We start from the raw sequence: 16,607 nt of genomic DNA, 5'->3' as shown, positions 1-16,607 counted from the left end.
CCGGCCAATCCCCGGTTCCGCAAGCGCGCCGCCCTACGCTGACGGTATGTCAGATGACGAGTCGTACGAGCTGCTCGGGTTCGACAACGTGCTGCTGCCGGTCGGGGATCTCGGGCGGGCCGTGGAGTTCTACGGGCGGGCCGGGTTCGCGGTGGGGTTCCGGCTGGACGGGGCGGGGATCGCGCAGCTGAAGGTCGGGGGCGAGACGCCGGGCATCCTGCTGTGCGCGGAGGGCGAGTTCGGGCTCCGGCCGCCGCCGTGGCCCTCCCCGCGGGTGTGGCTGCAGGTCGCCGACGCGCGGGCGGCGGCCCGGGGGCTGACCGCGGCCGGCGTCGAGCTGCTCGACGCGCCGGCCCCCGTCGCCACCGGCTGGACCGTCGAGTTCGCCGACCCCTGGGGCAACGTCATCGGCCTCACCGACTACACCAAGCGCCCCGAACTCGGCCGCCGCCCCTGAGACTCCGGTCACTCCCGGGTCCCTCGCGCACAGCTCGGTTGAACGTGTTCAAAAACAGGTCTACAGTCACTCACGACAGCGTTTTGAACGCGTTCAAGAAAGGGTGGGGACATGGACCGTACGGTCATCGCCTACGTCATCTATCTGCTCGTCAGCATCGCCCTGACCATCTGGGTGGCGCGCACGCTCAGCCGCAACGGGCGGGTCTTCCTCGCCGACGTGCTGCACGGGAACGAGAAGCTCGCCGAGGCCGTCAACCACCTGCTGGTGGTGGGCTTCTACCTCGTCAACCTCGGCTTCGTCGCGCTGTACCTGAGCGGTGACGAGACCATCGACAACACGCGCGGGATCTTCGAGGCCCTGTCCACCAAGCTCGGCGTGGTACTGCTGGTGCTCGGGGTGATGCACCTGGGCAACGTGTACGTGCTCAACCGCATCCGGCGGCGCGGGATGATGGAGCGCGAGCAGGTGCCGCCGGTCGGCCCGCAGGGCTGGACCGCCCCGCCGGCGGGAGCGTGAGCGCGGTGACGGCCGAGGCCGCCGGCCGGGACCGGGACGCGGCGCGCGTCCCGGTCCACGGGCTGACCGTTCTGTACGACGCCGAGTGCTCGCTGTGCTCCTTCGTCCGCGACTGGCTGCTCAAGCAGCGCCAGTTGGTGCCGCTGGAGCTGGTGCCGGCCGGTTCCGCCGAGGCGCGGCGGCGCTGCCCCGGCCTCGACCACCGGGCCACCCTGGACGAGGTCACGGTCGTCGGGGACGCCGGACAGGTCTACCGGGGCGCCGCCGCCTGGGTCGTGGTCCTGTGGGCCCTGCGCGAACACCGGCCGCTCGCCCACCGGCTGAGCACCCCGGCGGGCGCGAAGCTGGCCCGGGGCGCGGTGCTGGCGGCCGCCAAGTGGCGGGGCGCGCAGTGGGGCGGGCGCGCGTACCCGCGCGGCGACGGCTGGGCGTACGACCCGCGCGCGGGTTGGACGTACAGCCCTCCGGGCTGTGACAGCGGCGCCTGTCCCACTGGCTAGGCTCTGTCCGTGCCCGCGAAGAACGACGGCCCCGCAGAGGGCGCGACCCCGAGCAAGTCCGAGCAGACCCGCACGCTCATCCTGGAGACGGCCATGCGGCTGTTCCAGGAGCGCGGCTACGACAAGACCACGATGCGGGCGATCGCCAAGGAGGCCGGGGTCTCCGTCGGCAACGCGTACTACTACTTCGCGGGCAAGGAACACCTGATCCAGGGCTTCTACGACCGGATCGCCGCCGAGCACCAGGAGGCGGTCCGGGAGGTCCTGGCCCGGGAGACCGACCTGGAGGCGCGGCTCGCCGGCGTACTGAAGGCCTGGCTGGACGTCGCCACCCCGTACCACGAGTTCGCGGTGCAGTTCTTCAAGAACGCCGCCGACCCGGACAGCCCGCTCAGTCCCTTCTCGCCCGAGTCGGAGCACGCGCGCGTGGAGGCCATCAGCGTCCACCGGCAGGTGCTGCGGGGGACGAGGACCAAGGTGCCCGAGGACCTGCGGGAGGTGCTGCCCGAGCTGATGTGGCTGGCGCAGATGGGGCTGGTCCTGTACTGGATCTTCGACCGGACCGAGGGGCGCGAGCGCAGCTACCGGCTCGCCGAGCGCGGTGCCCGCCTCACCGCGCGCGGCGTCGTCCTGGCCCGCTTCCGCGTGCTGCGGCCCCTGGTCCACGAGGTGCACGAGCTGTTCACGGACTTCCTGCCGGGCATGACGAGGGCGCTCCCGGACCCGGCCGCGGTCAAGCGACGCGGGTCGTGATGCCGAACTGACCCCGCGTCTGCCCCGCCCTCGGATCCAGCCGAGCTCCCACAGCCGGAACACGCCCGTGCCGTCCGTCAGGTACTGGCCGCCGCCGACGTCCTCGCTGCTGACCACGTACTCCTTGCGCTGCCACAGCGGGATGAGGGGGACGTCTGCCGCCACGTCCGTCCGGAGATTGCGGAAGTCCTGGGTGACGCGGCCGCGGTCGGCGTACTGCTGGTTGTCCAGGACGGGGCTGTCGACGGCCTTGCTGCGGTAGCCGGTGTTCATGGTGCTGCCGGTGCCGACGAGCGGGGCAGCGAAGGTGTCCGGGTCCGGGTAGTCGGCGGCCCAGCCGCCCGCGTACGCGTCGAGCCGGCCGCTCGCCCACCGCTTCTGGAAGTCGGTCCACTCGTAGCCCTTGACGTCCACCTTGAAAAGGCCGCTCGCCTCCGGCTGCCGCTTGAGCCCGACCCCCTCGCCGGCGGCGGCGCCATTTGTTGCACAGCCCCTTCCCGGCCACGTCACAGCGACCGGGGAAGAGGCGGCTCGCCCGGGCTGCGATCAGGCCTGCCTCGAGGCGAGTTGGACGACCGTGATGTCGGACGGGGCCCCGACCCGCGTCGGCGGACCCCACGCTCCGGCGCCCCGGCTGACGTACAACTGCGTGTCGCCGTAGCGCTCCAGACCCGCGACCGTCGGGTTGGCGGCCGCGGCGATCAGGTTGCCGGGCCACAACTGGCCGCCGTGGGTGTGACCGGAGAGCTGGAGGTCGACGCCGAAGCGGACGGACTCGTGGATCTGCACCGGCTGGTGGGCGAGCAGCACGCACGCCCGTGCCGTGTCCCGGTCGTGCAGCGCGGCGGCGAAGTCCGGGCCCTGGCCCTCGCTCTCGCCCTGGAGGTCGTTCACCCCGGCGAGGTCGAAGAAGGGCAGTTCGGTGCGGGTGTTCTGCAGCGGGCGCAGACCGAGGCGGCGTACTTGATCGACCCACTGCTCGGCGCCGGAGAAGTACTCGTGGTTGCCGGTGACGAAGTACGCACCGTGCCGGGCGCGCAGGCGTGCCAGGGGCGCGGCGGCCGGGCCCAGGTCCTTGACACTGCCGTCCACCAGGTCGCCGACGACCGCGACGAGGTCGGGCTGGGTCGCGTTGACGGTTTCGACGACCTTCTGCGCGAAGCCGCGGCCCAGGGTGGGGCCCAGGTGGATGTCGCTGACGACCGCGATCCGGAAGCCGTGCGCGGAGCGGGGAAGCTTGGCGAGCGGGACGGTGACCCGCTTCACCCGCGGCCCGCGCAGCACGCCGTACGTGCCCTCGGCCACGGTGCCGACGGCGGCCGCGGCGGCGGCACCGGCGACCACCCGGGAGACGAAGAGGCGGCGGGAGGGGGTCGCGGGCGGGGCCGGCGGCGGATCGCCAGCCTCCGTCACCGGTCCGGCCGCATCCGCTCCGGCCGCCAACGGCCCGGCCTTTCGGGCCTCCACGGTCCCGGTCCCGGCCGTCGCGGCCCCGGGCTGCTCGGGCCCGCCTGCCGCCGCCACCGTCACGGCCACCGACTCCGTGTGCGGCGCCCGCACCTCGGCCGCCTCCGCGCGGGTACGCCGCTCGAGGAGCCGGCGCAGCAGCGGGCGTACGACCTCACCGGCCAGCACGCCCAGCAGCAGGTAGACCGAGAGCGCGAGCCACAGGAAGCCCGGCCAGGCCAGGGTGCGCTGGAGCCAGAAGGGGGCGCCGGCGCGTTCGGCGACGAGCGCGCCGATCGCCAGCGCCCAGCCGCCCGCGATCAGCGCGGCGCCCACGCGGCGGGCCGTGCCCGGGCCGCGGGTGGTGTCGCGGAACAGGCGGCGCCACACGTACCAGTTGCCCAACGCGACGACACCCACCACGAGCAGCGCCACGAGCACGAAGACGACCACCATGCCGCCGAGTTCCCTCCGTCGGTCCCCTTCGGGGTGTCCGGATCGCTATGACGTCCGGCGCAGTGCGCGCAGTCCGCGCAACCCGATGACCCCGATGACCGTCCCCAATACGAAGGAAACGACGGCGAGGGCCAGGTGCACCCAGAAGTACGCCGTCGGGTGCCCGTGGTCGAACGCGAGCCCGCTGCCGTCCTTGACGAGATTCTTGACGAAAGTGACCCAGATGATCCAGCTCCACACCCCGAAGGCGAGCAGGAACCAGGAGACCGGGCGGCTGAGCTTCATACGTCCAGTATCACCGCGGGGCGTGCGGCTCGGTGGCCGGGGTGGGGCCGGTGGTGGGACACCAGTGACCGGGGCATGTACTTTCTCGTCCGTGCCCGCACCTCTGAAGATCGCCAGGCGATCCCTGCTGATCGCTTCCGCCACGTTGTTGTCCCTCTCCACGGCCGTGCCCGCCGCGCTCGCGGCCCCGCGCCCCACGACGAGTCCTTCTGTCGCTCCCCCGGCGCACATGTCGGCCGTGGGCGGTGCCCGCCTCGGTCTGGCGGGCACCCAGGTCGAACTGGGCAGCGGTGCTCCCGTGCTGCCCAAGGACCTCACCGCGCGCTCCTGGATCGTCGCGGACGCCGAGTCCGGGCAGGTGCTGGCCGCGCACAACGCGCACTGGCGACTGCCCCCGGCCAGCACGATGAAGATGCTCTTCGCCGACACCGTGCTGCCGAAGTTCCCCAGGTCGCAGCAGCATCGGGTCGCCGTGACCGACCTGGCCGGGATGGGCGCCGGGTCCAGCCTGGTCGGGATAAAGGAGAACGAGAGCTACTCCGTCCACGACCTGTGGCTCGGTGTCTTCCTGCGCTCCGGCAACGACGCCGTGCACGTGCTCTCCGCGATGAACGGCGGTGTGGAGCGCACCGTGCAGGACATGAACGCGCACGCCCAGGACCTCCAGGCGCTCGACACGCACGTGGTGACCCCGGACGGCTACGACGCGGACGGGCAGGTGTCCTCGGCGTACGACCTCACACTGTTCGCCCGCTCCGGGCTGCAGAAGAAGGACTTCCGCGAGTACTGCTCGACCGTGCGGGCCTCGTTCCCGGGGGCCACGACGAAGGGCAAGAAGGGGGAGAAGGGCAAGCCGACCCGCGAGTCCTTCGAGATCCAGAACACCAACCGGCTGCTGAGCGGCGACTACGACACTCCCGTGTACCAGGGCATCGCCGGGGTGAAGAACGGCAACACCACCAACGCGGGCGCCACCTTCACCGGCGTCGCCGAACGCGGCGGCAAAGTGCTCCTGGTGACGGTGATGCACCCCGAGAAGCAGGAGCACAACGAGGTCTACAAGGAGACCGCCCGGCTGTTCGACTGGGGTTTCCAGGCGGCCGGCAAGGTCACGCCCGTGGGCGCACTGGTGGCGCCCAGGGGGGCCGCGGCGAGCGCGCAGCCGGGCGCCACCGCCGCGGCAGGCCGGGCGGGCGGCGCGGGCGGCGGCTCCTCGGCCAGGCCCGTGGCGAGCGCCACCGCCGGCTCCGGCGGCGCCGGGACCGCGCTGGCGATCGCGGGCGGAGTGCTGGTGCTGCTCGCCGCCGGGGCGTTCGTGGTCAACCGCCGCTGGCCGCTGCCGGACCTGGTGCGGCGCCGGAACCGGTCGTGAGCACGGCTCCCCCGTCCTCCTTGCTCCCGGTCGCCGTCCAGGCGGCGCAGTACAGCACGAGTTTGGCGGTGAAGTTGATCCACAGCAGCAGCGCCACCGGGACGCCGAAGGCGCCGTACATGCTCTTCGCCGCCACGCCCTGGATGTAGCCGCTCAGCAGCAGCTTGAGCAGTTCGAAGCCGACCGCGCCGAGCAGCGCGGCCACGAGCAGGCGGTGGCGCGACGGCTCGACGCCCGGCAGCAGGGTGAGCACGTACAGCAGCAGCAGGAAGTCGGCGAGCACGGCGACGGCGAAGGCCAGGACGCGCAGCAGCACACTGCCCCAGCTCTGCTCGTCCAGCCCGACCTGGCGGGAGGTCCAGCCGACGGCCGCGGAGGCGATGGTGGACACGGCGAGCGTCACCAGCACGGCGCCGCCGAGCCCCACGAGGACACCGGCGTCCCTGAGTTTGCTCAGCAGCGGGTTCTCCTCGCGGTCGGGCAGCTCCCACACCGCGCGCAGGCAGTCCCGGGTCTGGCCGACCCAGCCGATGCCGGTCAGCAGCAGGAAGGCACCGGCGATGAGGCCGACCGTGCCGGCGTTCTGGACCAGGGCGCTGATGTCGAGCTGGTCGGAGATCCCGGGGATCTGCTCGGCGATCCTGTCCTGGAGCTCCTTCTGCTGCCCGGGGCCGAGTGTCGCCGCGGCGATGGCGGCGGCCACCGTCAGCAGCGGGAACAGCGCCACGAAACTGACGAAGGTCATGGCCGCCGCCAGCCGGGTCCACTTCACCCGGTCCAGGCGCTCGTACGACCGCCACGCGTGCGTGAGCATCACACGCGCCACCAGGGGGCCGATGACGGGGAGCTTCTTCAGCCAGTCCATGATCGGACTGTGCCCGCTCAGCGTTCGCGTGAACACCGCGTTTCTCGGCCATATCGCTCATAATCGGGCGATACAGTCGGCTGCCGTGATGGATGCCTCGCGTCTCCCCCGCTCCCTGCTCGTCCTCGGCGGCACGTCCGAGATCGCGCTGGCCGTCGCGCGCCGCCTCATCGTGCGCCGCACCCGCACCGTCTGGCTCGCGGGCCGTCCCTCACCGGCCCTGGAGGAGGCCGCCGCGCACCTGCGCACCCTGGGCGCGGACGTGCGCACCGTCGCCTTCGACGCGCTCGACCCCCAGTCCCACGAGACGGTGCTCGGCAAGGTGTTCGCCGAGGGTGCCGTCGACATGGTGCTGCTGGCCTTCGGCCTCCTCGGCGACCAGGCGTACGACGAGCGGGAGCCGTTGAGCGCGGTGCGCGTCGCGCAGACCAACTACACCGGGGCGGTGTCCGCGAGCCTCGTCAGCGCCCAGGGCCTGCAGAACCAGGGCCGCGGCAGCCTGGTGGTGCTCTCCTCGGTGGCCGGCGAGCGGGCCCGCCGCGCCGATTTCATCTTCGGCTCCAGCAAGGCCGGCCTGGACGCCTTCGCCCAGGGGCTCGGTGACGCGCTGCACGGCACCGGCGCCCGTGTCATGGTCGTACGCCCCGGGTTCGTCCGGACGAGCCGGACGCCCGGCGGGCCGGCCGCGTTCACGACGACGCCGGAGGAAGTGGCCACGGCCGTCGAACTCGGGCTGCGGCGGGGCTCCGAGACGGTCTGGGTGCCGGGCACGCTCCGGCTCACGATGACGGCGCTGCGGCATCTGCCGCGCGCGGTCTTCCGGCGGCTGCCGCTGTAGGGCGGAGCCCAGGCGGCTGCCGCTGCAGGAGGTGGAGTCACGGCGGCTGCGGCCACTGGGGCCGCCCTGGAGGCCGGCGGGTCTACCGGGCGGGCAGGCTGCCCCGGTCCACGGGGGACGCCTGCGGGGGCACCACCGCGCAGCCGCCGAAGGCGAAGTCGCGCAGTTTGCGCCACACGCCGTCAGGTCCCTGCTCGTAGAGGGCGAAGCCGGTGCAGGGCCACTCGGCCGTGTAGTCGGCGAGCGCCTCGAAGGCGTGGTCCATCGCCGCGTCCTCGATGCCGTGGGCCACCGTGACGTGCGGGTGGTACGGGAACTGCAGTTCCCGTGGCACCGGTCCGGACGGATCGCGCAGTTGCCCCTGCAGCCAGGTGCACGCCTCGGCGCCCTCGGCGACCCGTACGTACACCACCGGCGACAGCGGCCGGAAGGTGCCGGTGCCGGACAGCCGCATCGTGAAGGGGCGGCCGGCCGCGGCCACCTCGGTCAGATGGGCCTCGATCGCGGGCAGCCGTGCGGCCTCGACCTCGGTCGGCGGCAGCAGGGTGACGTGCGTGGGGATGCCGTGAGCTGCGGCGTCGCCGAAGCCCGCGCGCCGCTCCTGGAGCAGGCTGCCGTGGGGCTCCGGGACCGCGATCGACACGCCGATCGTTACGGTCCCCACGTCGTCTCCTGTCGTCGTGTCTGTTTGGTTCTCAGCCGTTTCGTCGTGGCCGTCCGGCTATCGACTGTACGACCACGGCGGTCCTGTCGGCAGGCGCAGCCACAGTGATGTGCAGCGCTCTGCCCCTGGTACGTGTGTGCGGTGGTTGCGCCTCAGTGCTTGGCGGGCAGGAAGCCCACCCGGTCGTACGCCCGGGAGAGGGTCTCCGCGGCCACCGCGCGGGCCTTCTCCGCGCCCTTGGCGAGGACGGAGTCGAGGGTCTCCGGGTCGTCCAGGTACTGCCGGGTCCGCTCCCGGAACGGGGTCACGAACTCGACCATGACCTCGGCGAGGTCGGTCTTGAGCGCGCCGTAGCCCTTGCCCGCGTACTTCTCCTCCAGCTCGGCGACGCCCTCGCCGGTGAGGGTCGAGTAGATGGTGAGGAGGTTGCTGACGCCGGGCTTGGTCTCCGGGTCGAAGCGGATGACGGTGTCGGTGTCGGTGACCGCGCTCTTGACCTTCTTGGCGGTGGCCTTGGGCTCGTCGAGGAGGTTGATGAGGCCCTTCGGCGTGGAGGCCGACTTGCTCATCTTGACCCCCGGGTCCTGCAGGTCGTAGATCTTCGCCGTCTCCTTGAGGATGTACGGCTTCGGCACGGTGAAGGTCTGTCCGAAGCGGCCGTTGAAGCGGTCGGCGAGGTCGCGGGTGAGCTCGATGTGCTGGCGCTGGTCCTCGCCGACCGGGACCTCGTGGGCCTGGTACAGCAGGATGTCGGCGACCTGGAGGATCGGGTACGTGAACAGGCCGACCGAGGCCCGCTCGGCCCCCTGCTTGGCGGACTTGTCCTTGAACTGGGTCATGCGGGAGGCCTCGCCGAAGCCGGTGAGGCAGTTCATGACCCAGGCGAGCTGGGCGTGCTCGGGGACGTGGCTCTGGACGAAGAGCGTGCAGCGCTCCGGGTCGAGGCCGGCGGCCAGCAGCTGTGCGGCGGCGAGCCGGGTGTTGGCGCGCAGCTCCTTGGGGTCCTGCGGGATCGTGATCGCGTGCAGGTCGACGACCATGTAGAACGCGTCGTGGGTCTCCTGCAGGGCCACCCACTGGCGGACCGCGCCGAGGTAGTTGCCGAGGTGGAACGAGCCGGCGGTGGGCTGGATGCCGGACAGCACGCGGGGTCGGTCTAGGGCCATGTTCATCATTCTCTCAGGTCCCCGGGCCCGGTCCGGAACTGGCCGGAAACAGATGCGACCCGATTCGTCTCCAGGGGTGTGACAGACGTGCCGCGGCGGCCCGGCGGGAGCCGGGCCGCCGCGGCGGGGCTGTCACCAGGACTCAGCCGAGGTCGATCTCCGGGTACAGCGGGAAGCCCGCCAGCAGGTCGGTGGCGCGGTGGGAGATCTCGTCCGCGACCTTCGGGTCGAGCACGTGCTGGGCCTTGGAGGGGGCACCCTTGGCGGTGGTGCCGGGCTCGGTCGTGGTGAGGACGCGGTCGATCAGGCCGGCGACCTCGTCCATCTCGGCGGTGCCGAGACCCCGGGTGGTCAGCGCGGGGGTTCCGATGCGGATGCCGGAGGTGTACCAGGCGCCGTTGGGGTCGGCCGGGATCGCGTTGCGGTTGGTGACGATGCCCGACTCCAGCAGGGCCGCCTCGGCCTGGCGGCCGGTGAGGCCGTAGGAGCCGGCCACGTCGATCAGGTTCAGGTGGTTGTCGGTGCCGCCGGTCACGAGCGTGGCGCCGCGGCGGGCCAGTCCCTCGGCCAGGGCCCGGGAGTTGTCCACGATGCGCTGGGCGTAGTCCTGGAAGGCGGGCTGCCGGGCCTCGGCGAGGGCGACGGCCTTGGCGGCCATCACGTGCGGGAGCGGGCCGCCGAGCACCATCGGGCAGCCGCGGTCGACCTGGTCCTTGAGGGAGTCGTCGCACAGCACCATGCCGCCGCGCGGGCCGCGCAGCGACTTGTGGGTGGTGGTGGTGACGATCTGGGCGTGCGGGACCGGGTCGAAGTCGCCGGTGAGGACCTTGCCCGCCACCAGGCCCGCGAAGTGCGCCATGTCGACCATGAGGGTCGCGCCGACCTCGTCGGCGATCTCGCGCATGATCCGGAAGTTCACCAGGCGGGGGTAGGCGGAGTAGCCGGCCACGATGATGAGCGGCTTGAACTCGTGGGCCGAGGCGCGCAGGGCGTCGTAGTCGATGAGGCCGGTGGCCGGGTCGGTGCCGTAGGAGCGCTGGTCGAACATCTTGCCGGAGATGTTCGGGCGGAAGCCGTGGGTGAGGTGGCCGCCGGCGTCCAGGGACATGCCGAGCATGCGCTGGTTGCCGAAGGCCCGGCGCAGCTCGGCCCAGTCGGCCTCGGAGAGGTCGTTGACCTGGCGGGCCCCGGTCTTCTCCAGGAACGGCGCCTCGACGCGGTCCGCGAGGACGGCCCAGAAGGCGACGAGGTTGGCGTCGATGCCGGAGTGCGGCTGGACGTAGGCGTGCCGGGCACCGAACAGCTCGCGGGCGTGCTCGGCGGCGAGCGCCTCGACGGTGTCGACGTTGCGGCAGCCGGCGTAGAAGCGGCGGCCGACCGTGCCCTCGGCGTACTTGTCGCTGAACCAGTTGCCCATCGCCAGCAGGGTGGCCGGAGAGGCGTAGTTCTCGGAGGCGATCAGCTTGAGCATCTCGCGCTGGTCGTGGACCTCCTGGCCGATGGCGTCGGCGACGCGCGGCTCGACCGCGCGGATCACGTCGAGGGCGGCACGGAAGGCGGTGGACTCGGTGGAGAGGGGCGCAGAGTTCTCGGGCATCAGGACCTCCGGACGTGGCGTTCGTCGTTCACGGTACGGCCCAGGCGCACGGCACACTTCCCGCTCGGGCCGCTCCCCGATGGTCCGTCCCATCCCAGCGCGCCAGTCACGGCCCGCCGATCAGCCTACCGGGCGGTCCGGCCGGGGAGTCTCCCGCGTCCACCATGCGAGCGAGGATAGGAAGAGGGTGACCTTCACCTTCGGGAGCCGCCGTGACCGCTACGGAAGACCTCATCGCCACCGCCGACGCGCACAGCGCGCACACCTACCATCCGCTGCCCGTGGTGATCGCCACCGCGGACGGGGCCTGGATGACGGACGTCGAGGGGCGGCGCTACCTGGACCTGCTGGCCGGGTACTCGGCGCTGAACTTCGGGCACGGCAACCGGCGGCTGATCGAGGCGGCCAAGGCGCAACTGGAGCGGGTGACGCTGACGTCGCGGGCGTTCCACCACGACCGGTTCGGCGCGTTCTGCGAGGGGCTGGCCGAGCTGTGCGGGATGGAGACGGTGCTGCCGATGAACACGGGCGCGGAGGCGGTGGAGACCGCCGTGAAGACGGCCCGGAAGTGGGGGTACCGGGTCAAGGGGGTGCCCGCGGAGATGGCGAAGATCGTCGTGGCGGGCAACAACTTCCACGGCCGTACGACGACGATCATCAGCTTCTCCACCGATCCGGAGGCACGGGCGGACTTCGGGCCGTACACGCCGGGCTTCGCGATCGTGCCGTACGGGGACATGACGGCGATGCGCTCGGCGGTGACCGAGAACACGGTGGCGGTGCTGCTGGAACCGATCCAGGGCGAGGCGGGGGTGCTGGTGCCGCCCGCCGGGTACTTCCGGGCGGTGCGGGAGCTGACCCGGGAGCGGAACGTGCTGTTCGTGGCCGACGAGATCCAGTCGGGGCTGGGCCGGACGGGCCGGACCTTCGCCTGCGAGCACGAGGGGGTGGTCCCGGACGTGTACGTGCTCGGGAAGGCGCTGGGCGGCGGGATCGTGCCGGTGTCGGCGGTGGTGTCCTCGCGGGAGGTGCTCGGGGTGTTCCGGCCGGGCGAGCACGGGTCGACGTTCGGCGGGAATCCGCTGGCGTGCGCGGTGGCGCTGGAGGTGATCGCGATGCTGCGGTCGGGCGAGTACCAGGCGCGGGCCGCGGAGCTGGGCGAGCATCTGCACCGGGAGCTGGGGCTGCTGGCCGGGACGGGGCGGGTGACGGCGGTGCGCGGGCGCGGTCTGTGGGCGGGCGTGGACATCGCGCCGGGGCTCGGGACGGGCCGCGAGGTGTCCGAGAGACTGATGGACCGGGGTGTCCTGGTCAAGGACACCCACGGCTCGACGATCCGGATCGCCCCGCCGCTGGTGATCGGCAAGGAGGACCTGGACTGGGGGCTGGACCAGCTGCGAGGGGTGCTGGGCGGGTAGGGCGTGCGTCCGGGCGCCCCGGGGGTCGCCCCCCGGGGCGCCCGGACGAGCGGGCGCCCGGCCCGGGGCAGGGCCGGGCCCGCAAGACGCCCGGCCCGGAAGCCCCGCCCTCGGAGGGGGCCGTCTGGGAGGGCGCCCAGACTGCCAGGCGCCCGGCCCGGGGCCGTCCGGACCGGAGGACGCCCGGCCCGGAGGACGCCCGGTCGGAGCGCGTCCGGTCCGGAGCGCGTCCGGCTAGAGGATCACGTGCGGCAGGAAGCGGGCGTACTCGTCCGTGATCAGGCCCGAGGACTCGCGGATGCCGAGGCCGGCGGACTCGTCGCCGACCACCCAGGCGCCGAGGACGACGTGGTTGCCGTCGAAGGCGGGCAGCGGCGCCAGCTGCTGGTAGCAGCAGGGTTCGTCGCGGACGGCGGGGGCGGCGCCGGGCTCGTGGACGGTCACCCCGGCCCCCTCGCGGCCGAGCAGCGGTTTGGCGACGTAGCCGGTGGTGCCGGCGAGCTCGCGCGGGCCGTCGAGGTGGGCGGGGAGCAGGTTCGGGTGGCCCGGGTAGAGCTCCCACAGGACGGCGAGCAGCGCCTTGTTGCTCAGCAGCATCTTCCAGGCGGGCTCGATCCACAGGGTGCTGCCCGAGCCACCGCCGTTGTCCAGGGTGTCCAGGACGTGGTCGGCGAAGCGGTCGGTGGTCAGCCACTCCCAGGGGTAGAGCTTGAAGCAGCTGCGGATGAAGCGGAGCCGGTTGTCGACGAACCGGCCGGACAGCGGGTCCCAGCCGATCTCCTCCACGGAGATCCAGTCGGTGTCGAGGCCGGCCTGCTCGGCGGTCTCCTTCAGGTAGGCGACCGTCATCAGATCCTCGCCGAGCTCGTCGGCCGAGGAGTGCGCGAAGTACAGCGGGCCACCGGACGGGAGGAGCGGGGACTGCTCGCGCCAGGCGGCGACGAGGCGTTCGTGCAGGGAGTTCCACTGGTCGGCGCCGGGGAAGCGTTCCTCCATCCAGAACCACTGCGGTGAGGCGGCCTCGACCAGGGAGGTCGGGGTGTCGGCGTTGTACTCCAGGAGCTTCGCCGGGCCGGTGCCGTCGTAGTGCAGGTCGAACCGGCCGTAGAGGGTGGGCAGTTCGGCGCGCCGGTGCCAGGCCTCGGCGACCGCCCGCGCCACGCGCGGGTCGGTGATGCCCAGGTCGGCGAAGCGGTCGGTCTCCACGATGTGCGCGGCGGCGGCCAGGCACATGCGGTGGAGCTCCTCGACGGTCTCCTCCAGCGCCTCGACCTCCGCCAGGGTGAAGACGTAGTACGCGCTCTCGTCCCAGTAGGGGCGCAGAGAGCCGTCGGGGTGGCGGGTGAGCGGGTAGATGAGTCCCTGTGCCTCGACGGTCCGCTGCCAGTCGGGGCGGGGATCGGTGGTGCGGCGGTGCATGTCTGCGTCCTCGTCCCGGGTCAGCCGCCGGAGCTTCCCTTGCCGCCGCCGAAGCCGCCGCGGTCGACGCCGCCGTGGCCGCCGCCCGAACCGCGGGAGCCGCTGCGGGGCTTGGTGAGGGAGCCGCCGTCCACCCAGCCGCTCTTCTTCTTGCCGCCGTAGTACCAGACGCCGTGCACGGAGGTCTTGGCGGACTTGCAGTTCTTGTCGGAGACGACCTTGTAGCCGCGCAGCGCGTTGTAGCTGTCGCGGTCGACGCAGCGCTTGTCCGGGTCGGAGGAGCAGGCGGTCAGCGCCGCCGCGAGAAGTCCCATGCCCCCGAGTACGACCGCGCCCGAGCGAAGTTGCCGGCGTGAGTCCGCCATGTCCGTCTCCCCGTTGTCTGTTGCCCGTGGTCCGCCGGCCGTCGGCCGGCGTCCCATCCTGGCCGGTTTTCGGTCGCCAGCCTAGAGACGGGTGAGAGCGTGCGTGCAGAGGGCCCCGCGGAACTTCCGTTCGCCTAGAGTCCTTTCGTGCTTTTTGGAATGGTGTGCGCACTGGGTGCGGCGGTTTGTTTCGGCATGGCGACGGTGCTTCAGGCGATCGCCGCGCGCGCGGCGGGCGGGGGTGGGGGCGGGGACGCGGCTCTGTTGCTGCGGGCGGTGCGGCAGTGGCGGTATCTGGCCGGGCTCGCGCTCGACGGCCTCGGCTTCCTGCTCCAGATCGCCGCGCTGCGGTCGATCCCGATCTACGCGGTCGGTGCGGCCCTCGCCTCCAGTCTCGCCGTGACGGCGGTGGCCTCGGCCCGGCTGCTGCGGGTGCGGCTGAGCGGCGTGGAGTGGGGTGCGGTGGGCGTGGTGTGCGCCGGGCTGGCGATGCTGGGGCTGGCGTCGGGGACGGAGGGCAGTACGGGCGGCTCGGCCGCGCTGGAGTGGGCGATGCTCGCGGCGGCGGGTGCGGTGCTGGCGCTGGGCGCGATGGGCGGCCGGCTGACGGGGCGCGGGCGGGCGCTGCTGCTGGGGCTGGGGGCCGGGTTCGGGTTCGGGGTGGTGGAGGTGTCGGTCCGCCTGATCGACTCGCTCGCGCTGCCGGACCTGCTCACCAACCCGGCGGCGTACGCGCTGCTGGTCGGCGGCGGCGCCGCGTTCCTGCTGCTGACCTCCGCCCTGCAGCGCGGCTCGGTGACCACCGCCACCGCCGGGATGGTGATCGGCGAGACGATCGGACCCGCGGCGGTCGGGGTGATCTGGCTGGGCGACCGCACCCGCGAGGGCCTGACCTGGCTCGCCGTCCTGGGCTTCGCCGTCGCGATCACAGGCGCACTGACCCTGGCCCGGTTCGGCGAGGCACCGGCGGAGACGGGGGCGGAGGCCGGGGCGGGGGCGGGTTGAGACGGCGGCCGGCAGGGTGGCGTGCCGGAAACCGCGGCGGGGCTCCGGGGCCTGGCGGTGTGGGGTGTCCGGCCGTCAGGGGAGGGCCCGGCAGAGTGCCTCCAGGGTGGGGGCCCAGGCGTGGTCCGGGGGTGTCGCGTAGCCGACGACAAGGGCGTCCACGGGGGTGGTGGTGGCCTGGGGGTGACGGAAGCGGGAGAGGCCGAAGACGGCGAGGTGCTGCCAGGCGGCCGCCTGGACCGCGGTGGTCTCGGTGCCCGGGGGCAGGCGCAGGACGGCGTGCAGGCCGGCGGCGATGCCGGTGGCACGGACGGCGGGGGCGCGGACGGCGAGCGCGTCGACCAGGGCGTCCCGGCGCCGGCGGTAGCGCAGGCGGGCCGCGCGCACATGCCGGTCGTAGGCACCCGAGACGAGGAACTCCGCCAGCGTCAGCTGGTCCAGCACCCCGCAGGTGTCGATGCGGCCCTTGGCGGCCGCGGCCTCCTCGGCGAGGGAGGGGGGCAGGGCCGCCCAGGCCAGGCGCAGGCCGGGGGCCAGGGACTTGCTCGCCGTGCCGAGGTGGACCACATGGTCGGGGGCCAGGCCCTGGAGCGCGCCGACGGGCTGGCGGTCGTAGCGGAACTCGCCGTCGTAGTCGTCCTCCAGGACCAGGCCGCCGGTGCGCCGGGCCCAGTCCAGGACGGCCGCGCGCCGGTCGGGGCGCAGGGGCACGCCCATCGGGAACTGGTGCGAGGGGGTGAGCAGTACGGCGCCCTCGTCGGACAACGCCCGGGTGTCCGTGCCGAGTTCGTCGAAGGGCAGCGGACGGGTGCGCAGCCCCTCCTGCTCCAGCAGCCGCCAGTGGACGTCGAGGCCGTAGGACTCGACGGCGACCGTGCGCACGCCGCGTTCGCGCAGCACCGCGCCGAGGATCCGCAGGCCGTGCGCGAAGCCCCCGCACACCAGCACGTGCCCGGGATCGGTGCGCACGCCCCGCACCCGGGCGAGGTAGCCGGCGAGGGCGCTGCGCAGTTCGGCGCGGCCGCGGGGATCGCCGTAGCCGAGGGCGTCGTTCGGGGCCGCGGACAGGGCGCGGCGGGCGGCCCTGAGCCACTCGGCCCGGGGGAAGGAGGCCAGGTCCGGGGTGCCGGGCCGGAGGTCGAGGGCGGGGCGGTGGCCCTCCGGGCGCGGGGGCGCCGCGCCGGTCCGCCCCCGCCGGGCGGAGGGCACGGCGGGCACGCCCGTGGCCACCCGGGTGCCCGATCCCTGGCGGGCGGTGAGCCAGCCCTCGGCGACCAGGTCGGCGTAGGCCTCGGCGACCGTGTTGCGGGCGATGCCCAGGTCGGCGGCGAGGGTGCGGGAGGAGGGCAACCGGGTACCGGGGGTCAGGCGGCCGGTGCGCACGGCCTCGCGCAGGGCGTCGGTCAGGCCGCGGCGCAGGCCCGGACCGGCCGGTTCCAGGTGCAGGTCGATGCCCAGAGTGGCCCAAGGTTCCGCCATGTA

At 73.1% G+C, this 16,607-nt stretch carries 17 protein-coding genes and 1 pseudogene; 8 read left to right on the top strand and 10 right to left on the bottom strand.

The window, feature by feature from the left end; translation table 11 throughout:
• The first annotated feature begins 46 nt into the window (after positions 1-46).
• From ACF1A5_RS01900 to ACF1A5_RS01885, 4 genes are all read left to right on the top strand, one after another.
• Positions 47-457, top strand: a complete 411-nt coding sequence (locus ACF1A5_RS01900; protein ID WP_392190837.1) for a VOC family protein — start codon at positions 47-49, stop codon at positions 455-457.
• Positions 458-568: 111 nt separating this feature from the next.
• Positions 569-976, top strand: a complete 408-nt coding sequence (locus ACF1A5_RS01895) for a hypothetical protein (protein WP_392190836.1) — start codon at positions 569-571, stop codon at positions 974-976.
• Positions 973-1,476, top strand: a complete 504-nt coding sequence (locus ACF1A5_RS01890) for a thiol-disulfide oxidoreductase DCC family protein (protein WP_392190835.1) — start codon at positions 973-975, stop codon at positions 1,474-1,476. Before ACF1A5_RS01895 ends, ACF1A5_RS01890 begins: the two co-directional genes overlap by 4 nt.
• 9 nt (positions 1,477-1,485) lie before the next feature.
• A complete protein-coding gene (locus tag ACF1A5_RS01885) occupies positions 1,486-2,229 on the top strand; it encodes a TetR family transcriptional regulator (protein ID WP_392190834.1) in 744 nt (247 codons plus the stop codon).
• Positions 2,230-2,262: 33 nt separating this feature from the next.
• Here ACF1A5_RS01885 and ACF1A5_RS01880 read toward each other — a convergent pair.
• The 3 genes and pseudogenes from ACF1A5_RS01880 to ACF1A5_RS01870 form a co-directional block, all read right to left on the bottom strand.
• A pseudogene (locus tag ACF1A5_RS01880) lies at positions 2,263-2,754 on the bottom strand (peptide-binding protein); the annotation flags it as partial.
• Between the two features lie 21 nt (positions 2,755-2,775).
• Positions 2,776-4,131 carry a metallophosphoesterase gene (locus ACF1A5_RS01875; RefSeq protein ID WP_392190833.1) on the bottom strand — a complete coding sequence of 452 codons (1,356 nt, stop codon included), beginning with the start codon at positions 4,129-4,131 and terminating at the stop codon, positions 2,776-2,778.
• A 45-nt stretch (positions 4,132-4,176) separates the two neighbouring features.
• A complete protein-coding gene (locus ACF1A5_RS01870) occupies positions 4,177-4,416 on the bottom strand; it encodes an SCO4848 family membrane protein (protein ID WP_356182417.1) in 240 nt (79 codons plus the stop codon).
• Positions 4,417-4,507: 91 nt separating this feature from the next.
• Between ACF1A5_RS01870 and ACF1A5_RS01865 the strand changes: the two genes are divergently transcribed.
• Positions 4,508-5,788 carry a D-alanyl-D-alanine carboxypeptidase gene (locus tag ACF1A5_RS01865; protein ID WP_392190832.1) on the top strand — a complete coding sequence of 427 codons (1,281 nt, stop codon included), beginning with the start codon at positions 4,508-4,510 and terminating at the stop codon, positions 5,786-5,788.
• Here the strand turns inward: ACF1A5_RS01865 and ACF1A5_RS01860 are convergent.
• The gene (locus ACF1A5_RS01860; protein WP_392190831.1) at positions 5,736-6,653 is read right to left on the bottom strand and encodes a YihY/virulence factor BrkB family protein; all 918 of its coding nucleotides are present in this window, start codon (positions 6,651-6,653) and stop codon (positions 5,736-5,738) included. The two genes, ACF1A5_RS01865 and ACF1A5_RS01860, sit on opposite strands and share 53 nt — an antisense overlap.
• 85 nt (positions 6,654-6,738) lie before the next feature.
• On the opposite strand from ACF1A5_RS01860, the gene ACF1A5_RS01855 reads away from it, so the two are divergent.
• Positions 6,739-7,491, top strand: coding sequence for a decaprenylphospho-beta-D-erythro-pentofuranosid-2-ulose 2-reductase (locus ACF1A5_RS01855; RefSeq protein WP_392190830.1), 753 nt, complete (start codon positions 6,739-6,741; stop codon positions 7,489-7,491).
• Positions 7,492-7,573: 82 nt separating this feature from the next.
• Here the strand turns inward: ACF1A5_RS01855 and ACF1A5_RS01850 are convergent, their stop codons facing one another.
• The 3 genes from ACF1A5_RS01850 to ACF1A5_RS01840 all read right to left on the bottom strand — a co-directional run bounded on the left by ACF1A5_RS01850 (position 7,574) and on the right by ACF1A5_RS01840 (position 10,918).
• Positions 7,574-8,155: a 2'-5' RNA ligase family protein gene (locus ACF1A5_RS01850; protein WP_392190829.1), complete on the bottom strand. Its 582-nt coding sequence runs from the start codon at positions 8,153-8,155 to the stop codon at positions 7,574-7,576.
• Positions 8,156-8,307: 152 nt separating this feature from the next.
• Positions 8,308-9,321, bottom strand: a complete 1,014-nt coding sequence (gene trpS, locus ACF1A5_RS01845; RefSeq protein WP_392190828.1) for a tryptophan--tRNA ligase — start codon at positions 9,319-9,321, stop codon at positions 8,308-8,310.
• Positions 9,322-9,463: 142 nt separating this feature from the next.
• On the bottom strand, positions 9,464-10,918 hold the full coding sequence (locus tag ACF1A5_RS01840; RefSeq protein ID WP_392190827.1) for a glycine hydroxymethyltransferase: 1,455 nt from the start codon (positions 10,916-10,918) through the stop codon (positions 9,464-9,466).
• Between the two features lie 212 nt (positions 10,919-11,130).
• Between ACF1A5_RS01840 and rocD the strand changes: the two genes are divergently transcribed.
• On the top strand, positions 11,131-12,336 hold the full coding sequence (gene rocD, locus ACF1A5_RS01835) for an ornithine--oxo-acid transaminase (RefSeq protein WP_392190826.1): 1,206 nt from the start codon (positions 11,131-11,133) through the stop codon (positions 12,334-12,336).
• Positions 12,337-12,570: 234 nt separating this feature from the next.
• Here rocD and ACF1A5_RS01830 read toward each other — a convergent pair whose 3' ends face one another.
• Positions 12,571-13,755, bottom strand: a complete 1,185-nt coding sequence (locus ACF1A5_RS01830; protein ID WP_392190825.1) for a glutathionylspermidine synthase family protein — start codon at positions 13,753-13,755, stop codon at positions 12,571-12,573.
• A gap of 20 nt (positions 13,756-13,775) precedes the next feature.
• On the bottom strand, positions 13,776-14,120 hold the full coding sequence (locus ACF1A5_RS01825; protein ID WP_392190824.1) for a hypothetical protein: 345 nt from the start codon (positions 14,118-14,120) through the stop codon (positions 13,776-13,778).
• A gap of 159 nt (positions 14,121-14,279) precedes the next feature.
• On the opposite strand from ACF1A5_RS01825, the gene ACF1A5_RS01820 reads away from it, so the two are divergent.
• Complete coding sequence (locus ACF1A5_RS01820; protein WP_392191193.1) at positions 14,280-15,125, top strand: hypothetical protein; 846 nt, start codon at positions 14,280-14,282, stop codon at positions 15,123-15,125.
• A 75-nt stretch (positions 15,126-15,200) separates the two neighbouring features.
• Here the strand turns inward: ACF1A5_RS01820 and ACF1A5_RS01815 are convergent, their stop codons facing one another.
• A complete protein-coding gene (locus ACF1A5_RS01815) occupies positions 15,201-16,604 on the bottom strand; it encodes a PLP-dependent aminotransferase family protein (protein WP_392190823.1) in 1,404 nt (467 codons plus the stop codon).
• Positions 16,605-16,607 lie beyond the last annotated feature (3 nt).

This window comes from Streptomyces sp. NPDC014864, from assembly GCF_043081525.1.
GTDB lineage: Bacteria > Actinomycetota > Actinomycetes > Streptomycetales > Streptomycetaceae > Streptomyces.
The sequence above is the reverse complement of the archived record's forward strand: the minus strand, read 5'-3'. Positions and strand labels throughout refer to the sequence as shown.